General features: G+C 71.5%; 11 protein-coding genes. 4 read left to right on the plus strand and 7 right to left on the minus strand.

Annotated elements, in window-relative coordinates:
* A partial coding sequence (locus BL253_RS27890) for a DUF6444 domain-containing protein (RefSeq protein ID WP_338013708.1) occupies positions 1-346 on the minus strand: 346 nt, incomplete at its 3' end.
* 146 nt (positions 347-492) lie between these two features.
* Entirely contained in the window at positions 493-2,346 is a 1,854-nt protein-coding gene (locus tag BL253_RS27895; RefSeq protein ID WP_076820283.1) for an MOSC and FAD-binding oxidoreductase domain-containing protein, read from the minus strand.
* Positions 2,347-2,873: 527 nt separating this feature from the next.
* On the opposite strand from BL253_RS27895, the gene BL253_RS27900 reads away from it, so the two are divergent.
* From BL253_RS27900 to BL253_RS27915, 4 genes are all read left to right on the plus strand, one after another.
* Entirely contained in the window at positions 2,874-3,620 is a 747-nt protein-coding gene (locus tag BL253_RS27900) for an SAM-dependent methyltransferase (protein ID WP_076820284.1), read from the plus strand.
* Between the two features lie 308 nt (positions 3,621-3,928).
* Positions 3,929-4,822, plus strand: a complete 894-nt coding sequence (locus BL253_RS27905) for a HalD/BesD family halogenase (protein WP_076820285.1) — start codon at positions 3,929-3,931, stop codon at positions 4,820-4,822.
* A 179-nt stretch (positions 4,823-5,001) separates the two neighbouring features.
* A complete protein-coding gene (locus BL253_RS27910) occupies positions 5,002-5,976 on the plus strand; it encodes a methyltransferase type 12 (protein WP_076820286.1) in 975 nt (324 codons plus the stop codon).
* Positions 5,977-6,211: 235 nt separating this feature from the next.
* Positions 6,212-8,176, plus strand: coding sequence for a choline/carnitine O-acyltransferase (locus BL253_RS27915; RefSeq protein ID WP_076820287.1), 1,965 nt, complete (start codon positions 6,212-6,214; stop codon positions 8,174-8,176).
* On the opposite strand, the gene BL253_RS27920 is transcribed toward BL253_RS27915, so the two are convergent.
* The 5 genes from BL253_RS27920 to BL253_RS44100 form a co-directional block, all read right to left on the minus strand.
* Complete coding sequence (locus BL253_RS27920; protein WP_076820288.1) at positions 8,173-9,243, minus strand: tetratricopeptide repeat protein; 1,071 nt, start codon at positions 9,241-9,243, stop codon at positions 8,173-8,175. The genes BL253_RS27915 and BL253_RS27920 overlap by 4 nt on opposite strands.
* The gene (locus tag BL253_RS27925; RefSeq protein WP_241835218.1) at positions 9,240-10,580 is read right to left on the minus strand and encodes an ATP-binding protein; all 1,341 of its coding nucleotides are present in this window, start codon (positions 10,578-10,580) and stop codon (positions 9,240-9,242) included. Before BL253_RS27925 ends, BL253_RS27920 begins: the two co-directional genes overlap by 4 nt.
* Before the next feature lie 534 nt (positions 10,581-11,114).
* Positions 11,115-11,303, minus strand: a complete 189-nt coding sequence (locus BL253_RS27930) for a hypothetical protein (protein ID WP_076820290.1) — start codon at positions 11,301-11,303, stop codon at positions 11,115-11,117.
* Positions 11,304-11,502: 199 nt separating this feature from the next.
* Positions 11,503-11,928 (minus strand): ATP-binding protein, encoded by a 426-nt coding sequence (locus BL253_RS27935; RefSeq protein WP_076820291.1) that lies wholly within the window; start codon positions 11,926-11,928, stop codon positions 11,503-11,505.
* A gap of 805 nt (positions 11,929-12,733) precedes the next feature.
* Positions 12,734-13,276 (minus strand): LapA family protein, encoded by a 543-nt coding sequence (locus BL253_RS44100; RefSeq protein WP_241835219.1) that lies wholly within the window; start codon positions 13,274-13,276, stop codon positions 12,734-12,736.
* Between the last annotated feature and the right edge of the window lie 30 nt (positions 13,277-13,306).

Consider the following 13,306-nt stretch of genomic DNA (forward strand, 5'->3'; position numbering starts at 1 on the left):
CCCCAGTCGGGAAGTGCCCCTCCACCCGGTCTGGGTCCTCCCGCCAGGCCAGCGTCAACCCGTCCGCGCCCGGCTGCTTGCCGCGTTTCTTCTTCCCCGCCCCGCCACCGCCCGCCGGCGGCTCGGGCGGCTTCCGACCCGGGATCGCGCCGTCGCTGGACGGCGATAACGACGAGTTCCGCGAGTTCCGCGACGCCTTCCGCTCCAGGTCAGCGACCTTCGCCGTCAGCTCCGCGATCTGCCGGGCCTGCTCGGCGACCGTCGCCCGCAACTCCGCGATCAGCTCCGCCTGGGCGCGCACCACCGCGAGGAGGCCCTCAGGGGGCATCTCCTCGACCGGCGCCATGCCCCTACCTCACCACACGCACCAGACCTGGCACGCCACGCGACCACCAACATCAGCGCCTGGCTCCGAAGCCAGCGACCCAAAGCAACATCAACAAAGCACCTGAATGTTTACCCCGCCGGGTACGGCAGCGCCGTGGTTGGTGGCTACAGGTCGAGCACTATCTCGCCGTCCGGGTGGGAGCAGCAGATCAGCACGTCGCCGGGGGCCGGCGGCTCCAGGGGGGTGGGCGCGTACCGCACGGATCCGGTCAGCAGCGGCGTCACGCACGTGTGGCAGACGCCGGTACGGCAGGACCAGCGGGTCGGGACGTCGCAGGCGTCCGCCAGCTCGATGATGCTGCGCCGCTCCTCCGACCAGGGCACCGACAGCCCACTGCGCGCGAACGTCACCAGCGGCCCGGTGCCGGGCGGCCCCTGCGGCGGATGCGGTGGCGGCGCCGGCCGCGCGGCTATGCCGGGGGTGACCCCGGGCAGGGCGCCGAACAGCTCGGCGTGGATGCTCTGGCCGCGCAGCCCGAGGCTTTCGAGGGCYGTCCGCATGTCGGCCATGAACCCGGCCGGTCCGCACATGTAGGCGCCGGCGTCCGGCGGGATTCCCATGTCGGACAGCGCCCGCGCGTTGGGGCGTCCGACGGTGATCCGGCCRCCCAGGGCCGCCATCAGGGATGCCGCCCGGGCGCCGGTCGTGGAGGAGGCCGTGGACTCGGCTGTGGATGAGGCTGCGGGGCGGGCACCGACGCCGACGGGGGTTCTGAGGCCTGACGCGGCAGCTCCGGGCGAGGCGGCGGTGTAGAAGACGTGTTCGTGCGCGTTGCGCAGCCGGGTGAGCAGGTAGTGGGCCTCATGGCCGAACGCGTGCTCGTCCGCGTTCCGGGCGGCGTGGACCCACCAGACGTCGCGCGGGCTGTCCTCGGCCACCAGCTGGTGYAGCATCGCCAGGACCGGGGTGACACCGACTCCGGCGGAGAGCAGGACCACCGGGGCGTCGCCGCCGTCGAGGACGAAGTCACCCCGCGGCGCGGCCACGTCGAGCACCATCCCGGGGTGCAGCTTCGTGTGCAGGTAGCCACTCACCGCCCCGTGGCTCTCCCTCTTCACGCTGATCCGGTACTCACTGTCGCCCGGCGCGGAGGACAGGGAGTAACTGCGCACCGGMGCGGGCTCCCCGGCTCCGGCGACGCGCAGCGTGAGGTACTGGCCGGGCAGTGCCGCCGGGAGCGGGCGGCCGTCATCAGCGGCAAGGTGGATCGAGGCCACCGTGGAGCTCTCGACGACGGTGGCCGCGACCTTCAACCGGCGGAACCCGGCCCATCCTGGCTCGACCCCGATCGCGGGCGCGGACGTCCGGCCATGTTCGGCGGCGGCGAGGAGATCCTTGAAGGACCCCTGCCAGCCGGGGCTCAGCGCCGGGATGCGCAACGCGGCGCGCAGCCGCTCCGGGTCGCGGTCGGGCAGGTAGAGCAGCGCGTCGATGTCGGCGACGGTGAACTGTTCCGGCCCGATCCGCGTCCTGACGATCTCGTCTCCGGCCTCGACGCGCCCCTCGGTGATCACGCGCAGGTAGAAGCCCGGGCGGTGGTGGGCGACGAGCAGCGAGGKCATGTCCGGTACACCGAGGCGCATTCCGACCCGGTAGCAGGTGACCCGGGGCTGGGTGACCTCGAACTCGGCCTCGCCGATCCGGTACCGGTCACCGACGCACACCTCGTCGTCCGGGAGRCCGTCGACGGTGAAGTTCTCCCCGAACTGGCCGCGGACGAAGTCGTCGCGCCCGAAAAGGCGCTGCCAGTAGTCATATGAGTCGATCTGGTAGACGAGCACCGCCCGGTTCTCGCCGCCGTGGCCCGCCAGGTCGCCCTGCCCGTCGCCGTCGATGTTGAGGCGCCGGACCATCCGCGGCCCGGCGACGGAGGTCTTCCAGATACCGGTGTAGACGGTTCGCCCCTGCCAGGCCACGTCCTTGGGCATTCCGATGTTGACGGAGAGCAGTTTCGCCATCGGTGGCGCCCCTTCTGTCGGGTTCCGTCGAGCGGGTTCAGGCACCTCGGCGCGCAGGAGCGGGAACGCCCAGCGGCAGTGTCCCCTGTATGCCGCCGCCGGCACCGCCGATCCCGCCGACGCGCTGCCGCTGGGCCGTGGGGGCGACGCCCATGTCGCGAGATAGCCGGCGCTACCGGCTGGATCACCCCCGGGTTATCGCGGTTTACGGCCCCACGCCGAAATCAAAGGCGCGGCCGTGGCAGGCAAGCGGCTGCAATGTCGGGTCCGCGTCCTCGACGACCAACCTAGCCACCCGGGCGCAGCTCTCCCACCATCGAGGCCAGCGCCTGGCGGGAAATCCGCTTGCGCTCGGGAGGTTGGCTGGTAGCGTCCCGCGTAGTTCGTCGGGGTACCCCCGACCGTGACCGTGGAGGAAGCCATGCCTGCCCCGGGTTGATACCCGGGTCACCGGCTTCCTTCGGTGTGCCCGGGTTTCGTCTGCGCAACGACCCCGTGATCACGCACGCCTCGAACGGAGCACCACCTTGTCCAATCCGGACTGGTACCGAACCTTCTTCACCGAACTGCCGAACGAGTTCTGGCGCCGCGCCGCCACCCCCGAATGGACCGTCGCCGACGTCGACTTCATCGTGTCCAGGCTGGGGCTGGCTCCCGGCTCACGGATTCTCGACGCACCGTGCGGCAGCGGCCGCCACAGCCTGCTGCTCGCCGCCCGGGGCCACCGGGTAACCGGCGTCGACATCTCGCCCGAGGCCGTCACACACGCCCGCGCGGCGGCCGCCACCGCCGGGCTCGACGTCGACTTCACCGTCGGCGACATGCGCGACGTCCCGCGGACCGGCGCGTTCGACACGGCCCTGTGCCTGGGCAACAGCTTCGGGTATCTCGATCCGGCCGGCACCGCCCAGTTCGTCTCCGCGCTCGCCGGCGCGGTACGCCCGGGCGGCGGCCTTGTCATCGACTTCGGCGCCACGGCGGAGTCGATCCTGCCCGGCTTCACCGGCGAACGAGACGTCATGCGGACCGGTGACATCGAGGTCGAGACGCGCACCGAATACGACCTGGCGGAGAGCCGGCTGCTCAGCCGGTACACCTTTCGTCGCGGCGACCAGGTCCTCGAGACGACGGCGGTGCACCACATCTACACCAGCGGTCAGCTGACCGGGTTCCTGCGAGCGGGCGGCTTCACCGTGACCGGCCGCCACGCCAGCCCGGACGGCGCCCCGTACGAGCTGGGCTCGCCTCGCCTGGTCCTCCTCGCCCGCCGCTGACCCCACCACCGCCGGCCGCGCGGGACACCCATCCCGCGCGGCCGGCACACCCCGCTCCCGCGATGTCGATCAGGGCAACCCGATCGGGTCGCTGGTGTCGCCACCGTCCCGCGCTCGAGGTGCGTTCTACCTGCGCTTTTGCCGGCGAAGACGAGATCGGGTCCGTGATGAGGCCGCGAGATGACCGTCGTGTTACATGTCACATTTCAGGACATTCCGCGGATACCAACCGGAAAACTGTGCTGAGTTCTCCGTGGCGTTGATTTCCCGGACGGCGCGTCGTGTGGACGGTTGATGGAGGGATTTCCGTGACCAGCCCCGAGAGCGTCATTGACGACGTCACGATGGCCACGGCGGTYGAGACCGTTGTTAACACCGGGCTGTACCCCTTGTTCGCGCCCCCGGACAGCTCGGCCTGGAATGAGCTCGTCCGGGGTGTCCGGCTCGAGCTGGCCGCGTCCGGATGTTGCGTGCTCCCGGGATTCGTCAGGCCCGACGCGCTGGAACGGCTGCGGGCCCAGTGCGCGGCGCTGGCTCCGCTGGCCTACTACGGCGACGAGACGGTGAACGCGTACAACATCGCGCCGGAGACGCCGCTGCCGCCGGGGCATCCCGGGCGGGTCAGCCTGCGGCGGGGCAACGCGTTCGTCGCCCGGGACCGCATCCCGGCCGACCACGCCGCCCAGCGGCTCTACACCAGCATCGCGTTCCAGCGGTTCGTCGCGGCCTGTTTCGAGCTGCCCGCCGTGCACGAGCTGGCGGATCCGCTGGCGGGGCTGTGCGTCAACATCGTCGCTCCCGGACGGGAGCATCCCTGGCATTTCGACACCAACGAGTTCGCGGTGAGTCTGCTGACCCAGGAAGCCGATGGCGGCGAGTTCGAGTACTGCCCGAAGATCCGGTCCGCGGCCGAGGAGAACGTCGAGGACGTCGCGGCCGTGCTGGCCGGTCGGGGCGACAGGTTCGTCCGGCGGCTGCGGCTGCGGCCCGGCGACCTCCAGCTCTTCCTCGGCCGCTACTCCCTGCACCGAGTGAGCCGGGTGACCGGCCCGGTCCAGCGGCACAGCGTGATCTTCGCCTACAGCGCGCGGCCGGGCGTGGTCGGCAGTCTCTCCCGCACCAGGCAGTTGTTCGGCCGGGTGCTGCCGGAACACCGAGCGGCGGCCGAGCGGCCCGTCCGGATGGACGCGCTGCTCGACTGACCGCCGCGCACGTGACCGCCGTGCACGTCGCTCCCGAGGTCCGCCGGCGCAGACGGCCTCGCCACCGATGACCGTCGCCTTCCGACGAGCATTCCAGCCCGCCCAGTCCGACCGACCATTCCGGACCGATGCGCACCCTGATCGCCCCGCCACTGGGCGTATCGAGAGGAGCACTGAGCATGGATTTCGACGCCGCTGGAAAAGTCTCACTCGCGCACGTCTATGACCAGCCCGACCCGCGTTCGTACTTCAGTACGCTGCGCGCACTCGACTATCGGCTGCCCCAGTTAGCCAAGCCATACTTCGCCAAAATCATCGACGAGTGTCAGGAAAGCCGTCCGGGCCGCCGGCTGCGCGTGCTCGACGTCGGTTCCTCCTATGGCGTCAACGCGGCTCTGCTGAAGCTCGACCTCGCCATGGACGAGCTGTACGACCGTTACGCCGGCGAGATCGGGCGGACCGTCGGCCATCCGGGCGGCAACGGTCAGGGGCGTGACGGTGGATCCGTCGATGGTCGGATGACCGCGGCACCCGAGGCTGCCGGGACGACGACCGGCCTGGCGGCTGACCCGCGAACCAGGGCGATGCTCGTGGCCAGCGACCAGGCACTGACAACGGCCCGCGGCGGCGCCATCGATATCGAGGTGATCGGTCTCGACGCGTCTGGTCCCGCGCTCGCCTACGCTCTCGACGCCGGTTTCCTCGACGACGCGCTGCACGCGGATCTGGAGTCCCGCGAGCTCACGGAACCGGAGCGGGCCCGCCTCGCCGGTGTCGATCTGGTCATCTCCACCGGCTGCCTCGGTTACGTCACCGACCGGACCCTGACCCAGATCGTCACCGCGGCTACCAGCCCGGACGCGGTCGCGGGGCCCTACGCGGCGGCGGCCGACGGTAGGCCGGGTCTGCCGTGGATGGCGCACTTCACGCTGCGTATGTTCCCGTTCGACCCGATCGCCGAGACCCTCGCCGGGTTCGGCTACCAGACGGTGGCGGTGGACCGGTTGTTCGAGCAGCGCCAGTTCGCCTCGCCACAGGAGCACGACCAGGTGCTGGCGACCCTCTCGGCGGTCGGGGTGGATCCACATGGGCTGGAGGCCGACGGATGGCTGTACGCCCAGCTTTTCATCTCCCGTCCGCCTGAATCCCTCTAAGCATCCGATCGCTGTGAGAACGTCACGGGCGGGGCGCGGCGACGGCCGGAATGGCGCCCCCGGCGTCCTGGCCAGCCAGGACGCCGGTTCGACCACCTGGCCGGACGCGGCCGCCCGCGTCGTCCGGTTCTGAGCTCGCCGCCCGGTTCCGCGCCCCTGTCGGCAACCGTCGCCACAACCCACAACCCACAACCCACGGCCCACGGCCACGACCAGAACGAGGAAGACGACCAGGATGACCGTCCAGACCGGCCGCGAGGCCGCCACGACCGAGGCACCGTCCACGACCGCGGCCCTGGCCACGACCGAGACGGCGCCGGCCGTGCGCACCTTCGACAACGAGGACAGCCTCCCTCGCGTCCCGCTGCCCGAGCTGGCGGACAGCTGCGCGCGGTTCCTGGACTGGTGCGCCCCGCTGCTCACCGCCGAGCAGCTCGCCGCGACCGAGACGGCCGTGAACGACTTCCTCGCGCCGGACGGCCCGGGGCGGCCGCTGCACGCCGAGCTGGCCCGGTTCGACGCGAGCGACGGCGTGCACAGCTGGCTCGACGAGTTCTGGCCCGCCCGCTACCTGGGCCGGCGGGACCGGATCGCGCTGAACGCCAACTTCTTCTTCCTGTTCCGGGACGCCGTGCCCGCGCCCGCCACCGCGACGCGGACCGCGACCCCGACCCCGGCGCCGGCGCCGGCCGCCACGCCGCCCGGTGACCCGCAGGTCGAGCGGGCCGCGGGCCTGATCGCCGCCGCGCTCGACTACAAGATCCGGCTGGACGCGGAGCGCATCCCGCCGCTGGTGCGGCGCGGCCAGCCGCAGTCGATGGTGCAGAACCGGTTCCTGTTCTCCACCACCCGCATCCCCGGCCAGGACCAGGACACCGTCCGGGTGCCGTACAGCGCCGCGTGGCCTGGCCCGTCGGACGCCCGCCACGTCGTGGTGTTCCGGCACGGGCAGATGTTCCGGATGGACGTGCTCGGCCCGGACGGCACCCCGCACACCCTCCCGGAGCTCGCCGCCGGGCTCGCCGCCGTCGTGGCCGCCGCGGGTCCCGCGCCGGCGCCGGACGACACCGCGGTCGGACATCTCACCACCAAGGCCCGCGCGGCGTGGGCGCGGAGCCGGGCGTCGCTGATCGCCCACGACCCGGCGAACGCGGCCGCGCTGGAGGAGATCGAGCGGGCGCTGTTCTGCGTCTGCCTGGACCACGTCGTCCCGCCGGACACCCTCGCCACCTGCGACCAGCTGCTGCACGGCAGCGCCGCCGGCCGCTGGTACGACAAGTCGGTCTCGTTCGTCGTCTTCCCGAACGGCCGCGCCGGGATCAACATCGAGCACTGCGGGCTGGACGGCACCACCGTCCTGAGCTTCGTCGACGAACTGCTCGCCGCGCCGCCCGCCGAGCTGTCCACCCGCTCAGGAGCCCAGTCGCACGGCCGACCGGCCGTGCGCCCGGTCTCCTTCGTCCTCGACGCGGCGCTGCGAGCCGACATTCAGGCGGCGTCGGAGTCGTTCGCCGAGTTCGGCGAGGAGACCGTGGCCGTGGCGCTGTCGTTCCCCGAGCACGGCGCCGACCGGTCCAAGACGCTGCGGATCTCGCCGGACGCACTGGTGCAGCTGGCCTACCAGCTCGCGCACTATCGGGCGAAGGGTCAGATCGGCGCGACGTACGAGTCGATCGCCACCCGCCAGTGGCGGTACGGGCGCACCGAGGCGATGCGTGTCGTCACGCCGGAGGTGCTGACCTTCGCCGCGACGATGGATGATCCGGCCGCCGATCCGGCCACCCGGCTGGCGGCGCTGCGCGCGGCGGCCAACGCTCACGTGCGGCGGGCCGGCGAGTGCCAGCGCGGCGACGCTCCCGAGCAGCACCTGTGGGAGCTTGCGTTCATCCAGCGACGCCAGGGCGCCGAGCTCGGCGTGCCCACCGCCTCGCCGCTCTACGAGTCGCCGGGCTGGCTGGTGATGCGGGACGACTACCTGAGCACCAGCTCGGCCCCGTCGGCGAACATCGAGTACTTCGGCTTCGGCTCGACCAGCGGGAAGTGCATCGGCATCGCCTACGTGCTGCTGCCGGACCGGCTGAACATCTACCTGAGCACCCCGCGCCCGGTGACCGCCGGGATGCACGCCTTCGCCGACCGCCTGCGCGAGGCCCTCGGCGAGCTCGACGAACTGCTCACCACGGGCCTCGCCCGCTCCTAGTGATCGAGCCGGYGGGCGGAGATGCCGGTGAGGACGCGGACCGCGATGACGACGAGCAGCGCGAGGACCCGCGTGGTGAGCCCGACAGGCCCGGAGGTCACGACGCCGACGGTGCCGAGAACGCCCACGACGGCGAGGCCGCCCATCACAGCGCTGAGGATCCTGTCCCGGCTGACCAGATACCAGAGGTGCCGCCGCAGCGGAGCGGTGAGCTGGCGCAGCCACCAGGCCAGGTAACCCAGAGCCAGGGCCTCGGTGACGATCCAGATGAGCGTGAAGGGGAGCTGGACCCGGTCAGTGGCCTCGCCGACGATGAGCAGGGTCCGCGCGACCAGAAGGGTGAAGACGAAGACGGCGAAGCAGGTCCGCGCGACGATGGCGTGGACGGTCACGCGCAGGTTGTGCTGCGCGACCGTGTCCCGGGGGTTGGCGGCGGCGGCCCGGATCAGGCCTTCGCCGGCCTGGCGGAGGTTGCTGGTCCGCAGGTCCAGCACGGCGAGGTTGTTCCGGGCGGCGGCGTTGCCGGGTTCGAGGCGCAGCGCCTCCTCGAAGGCGGACCGYGCACGGGCGGGATCGCGCTCCATGACCATCCTGCCGTAGACGAAGTGCGTCGTGGCCTCGTGGGGAGCCAGCCGCAGCGCCTCGGTCGCGGCGTGCAGCGCCTGGTGCTCGGAGCCCAGGGCGTGGGCGGTGTCGGCGAGCTGTGCCCAGGTCTGCCAGTGGTACGGCGCCAGGGTGGTGGCGCGCTGGGCGGCCTCCCGGGCGAACCAGTACTGCCCGAGCTCCTCGTAGGCGTGGCTGGCCAGGCGATGGCCCCACTCCTCCTCGGGGCTGACGGCGATGGCTCGTTGGGCCGTCTGGAGCGCGCTCGCGTGCTCGCCCAGGTTCAGCAGGGCCTGGGCGAGCAGGCACAGCACCCGCGGGTCGTCCGGCTGCTCGCCGAGCAGCGCCGCGGCACGGGTCCGGGCGTCCGCGAACCGGCGGACGTCGAGCAGGTTCTGGATCACCTCGACGGCGGCGGCGCGGTCGAGTCCCGTGGTCTCACCGGAGGAATGAGGGGAGGTCACAGCCGCCTGATCTTCTTGAGGTAGGCACGGAGGTCGGAGTAGGTGCCGTCGTCGTCGGCGAACAGGACGACGTTGCGGGCGATGTCGAACCAGGGGCCCATCGAGGGGCGCACCTCGGCGATGGCCCCCTGGATGTCGGGCATGCCCACCAGGCGGGCCTGGCCGGTGTTGACGCTGTCCAGGAGCGCCCGCTCGACCGCGGTCTCGCAGATGTGGGCGATGTCGGCTCCGGAGTACCCGTCGGTGGACTTGGCCAGCCGGCCCAGGTCGATGCCCCCGACAGGACGCTGCGCGAGGTGGTGCCGGAAGATCGCCTCCCGGGCGGCCTGGTCCGGTGGCAGGACCAGGAGGGTGCGGTCCAGCCGGCCCGGGCGCCGCAGGGCCGAGTCCACGTCCCACGGGTGGTTCGTCGCCGCCAGGACGAACACGCCCTCGTTGAGGCCGTCCACTCCGTCCAGCTCCGCGAGCAGCTGGGTGACCGCCCCCCGCGTCGCCGACTGGCGAGTCTGCGAACGCTTCTGGCCCAGCGCGTCCACCTCGTCGAGGAAGACCACGCACGGGGCCTCCCGCCGGGCCAGCTGGAACAGCTCGTGGACGTTGCGCTCGCTTGAGCCCACCCACATGTCCAACACGTCGGCGAGCCCCACCGAGAGGAACTTCGCCCCCAGCTCCCCCGCCACGGCCCGGGCCACGAACGTCTTGCCACAACCGGGCGGGCCGTACAGCAGCAGCCCGCCCCGCAGGCTCTTGCCGTACATCCGCCGCAGTTCGGGGTTGCGCATCGGCGCCAGGAACGCCTGCTCCAGCCGCTTCTTGACCTGCGCCATCCCGCCGACGTCCGCCAACGTCACCCCGGCGCCGACCACGTCCCACGCGTCGCCGGTACCCGGCGCCCCCGGCGACACCTCGACCGGCTCGGCGCCGACGAAGGCCGGCGGGACGACGCCGTCGACGTCGCGTTCCGCGGCGCCCCAGTCGAAAGCGCCCGTCGCCGGCGGACCGGCGACGGGGACCTCGGCCTCCGGCTCGGACGAGCCGACGGGCGGCCGCACGTACGTCGGGTCGACCGGTCCGCCCAGGCCCGCCGGGCTGATCGGGCCGATTGGGCCGACCGGCCGAACCGGCGCGCCGTCCGCGGCTCCAGACGTGGCCGGGGACTGCGTGTTCGGTTCGGGCGTCGCGGTCGGCTGGAGGGCCTGGACCATGAGCTCCCGGGCCCGCGCATTGTCAGGTGCCCGCCGCAGCGCCTCCGCGCACGCGGCCACCGACTCGGCCCCCAGGCCCTCCCGCAACAGGTGCTCCGCGAGAAGGAGCCGCAGCGGCAGTTCGTCCGGCATCGCCGAGACCGCGCGCCGAAGGCTGTCGAGAAGTGGGCCGGCCCCATCTTCCGTGCCAGGAGGGATCGTCACAGATCGCATCGTAGGCCCGGGCACCGCACAAACGGGACGCGACCGGCAGCCAGGACCCCTATGGCACGGGCGCCTCCCCGCGGAGATAGGGCCGCGGCACCTTCATCCACCTGACCGCGTTTCTCCGAGACGCGACCCCCGCCCGCGGCACGGCGCCGACCTGGCTTGACTGACCGAAACGTCCGGACCGGCGCGGGCCGGCCGGTGGACACGGCCGGAGACGGCGCGGACCTGGCAACGCCCAATCACCATCTCACGGAGACGGCGCGTTTCTTTGCTTCGCGGAGAAAGGCGCGGATCGCATTGTCGCGAGGTGCCGGCGTGGACTGTGTATTCCGCGGCGGGGACTGTCGCGTCGGCCGAGTATCCCGCGATTCGACCAGTAGATCCCGGCGGACCGACTCGCTCGGAGGTCAGCCGTCGTCACGCTTCACGGAGAGAAACAGGAAGACTACGACCAGGCTATTCGGAGTCAGAGGTACCAGCGGAACGGCGCCGGCGCTCTCGCCCTCCGGTGTCGACCCGCCGTTCCGGATTGAGGCCGGCGAGAACTCCCTCGCGGTCCGCGGTGACACTTTCGGTGATCAGTTCCCGGGTGCGACGTTGGGTACCGTCGTCGAGTCCGTTGAGCAGGCTGTCGAACACACTCACGTAGGTCAGCTCCCTGTTTTGGTAGCCGCGGACGGCTCTGCGCGGTTTGTTCCCCGGCCGTCGCCCGCTAACCATCCGATCGGCGGTCGAGAAACGCGCACAGCCACGAAGGTCGTTCCACGAGCGGGATCCCCGGGAGTTCGACAGCGTGGCGTCGTCGATCGGCTCCGGCGAGACAGACCGCGATCCGCCGGGCGCGTCAGTCGGTCAGGGGCCAGGTCTGCGCGGGCGCGGCGGTCGGCGAAGCCGACGCGATCTCGAACCACACCGTCTTACCGTCGGGGTGCCGCTGCACTCCCCACCGGGTCGCGAGCGCGTCGATCAGTCGGATGCCCCGGCCGTTCGTGGCGTCGGGCCGTGCGGGCCCGACGACGGGCAGGAGCGCGGTGCCGTCGGTGACCTCGACGCGGATACCACTGGCCGAGGCCCGGATGACCAGGTGGGTGGGCGGACCGCCGTGCACGATGGCGTTCGTCACGGTCTCACTGGCCAGCAGGACAGCGGCATCGGAGGTGTCGGCGCCCAGGTCGGCGTCCCGGCACAACCGTCGCACGGCGTGCCGGGTCTCACGGACCATCGTCGGATCGGGCACGAGCCAGAATTCCTCGGTCCGCTCGCTCACCATGTGGGGTGCCTGTGTAGCGGCCGTGACCCGTGCCTATGCCATCCTGAATCGGCTGATCGCGAGCCGGCGTGGCCAGGACAGCACCGGGTGAGCGGACGTTCCTCGCGTCCAKCCACTATTTCTTCTCCCGATTCCCGGGTGCCGAGTCCAGTGTCCGACTGACGTTCTCGAGCTTCGCTGCCATGTCCCTCGCGAGGAGCCTCGCACCGGATGGACGGTGGGGAAAGRCCGGGCTCCTGTCGGGCCGCCGACGTACTGAGGCGATGCGGTGTGCGGCCACGGGCCGGGGCCGCCGCCCACCTGGACCAGGATCCGCCGTCGACCAGGTCGACGAAGCACATTCGACGATCGTCCATCGTGATTTCGTGGCCTTTATCCCACCCACCGCGCCACTCAAACGCACCTTGGCCGGCGCCACACCACCAAAAAAAGGGGCCGGCGCCACACCACCAAAAACGGGATTGCCCTCTCGCGACTCCCGCACGCCCGATCGACACACGGCGGATTCATCCCACCACCATCTGTATGCAACACTGACCGGTGAGTATCCGGCCGTTGGCGCCTCGGCCAGTTCCTCGACGCTCGTGACCGGTCCGCCGCGTGCTAGTCGGCCTCGTCGAGCAGCTCGCTTGTTCAGCCCCACACGTCTGGATGACACCCGCGGCCACATAGCGAACCGCGTCGTACCGCGAAAACGGGCATGCCACGCCAGGGTGCCGTCACCAGCCTCGACATCAGGCCCGAAGCCGAGGATGTGGACCTGGGCGGCGATACCGGCGCCGGTTCTCCGCCCGGGATGTCACGGTCACATCCGCGGCGCGCCCTGATTCACCCTGCTTCGGAACCGCCATGTCCTCCCGTGTGTGGCGGGCATCGCTGGTGCCGCCTGGCCCTGCGGCACCGTCTGGCCCTGCCGCGTCGCCTGAGCCTGCGGTACCTCTTGGACCTGCGGCACCGTCTGGGCCTGCGGCGCTTCCAGGACCTGCGGCACCGCCTGGGCCTGCGGCAGCGCCTGGGCATCGGCGTCGCGGTGGCGACGCGCCACGCGCCGCAGCTGGATCATGCGGCCGATCCCGGGAATCGCGACCAGCAGGGCACCCGCGATGGCGGCGAACAGCATCGCGACCGCCAGCGGCAGATGACCGTGGGCGCCCAGAAATGACACCTTCACCCGCTGGCCGTTCTGCAGGATGAAGATCAGAAGAAGTACGAGCACGAGCGCGAAGAAGATGATCGCCGACCAGGCCCGGCTCAGGCGGGTCGGGCGCACGACATGCTGCTGGAGGGCGGGCGGCGGCGCGTCAGTCTCAGGTGGCCGTGAGTCCGGTACCGGGTCGATCGTTGTCATACCTGCGCCTTACCCCGCCACAGCCTGGTT

Source organism: Pseudofrankia asymbiotica (assembly GCF_001983105.1).
Lineage (GTDB): Bacteria > Actinomycetota > Actinomycetes > Frankiales > Frankiaceae > Pseudofrankia > Pseudofrankia asymbiotica.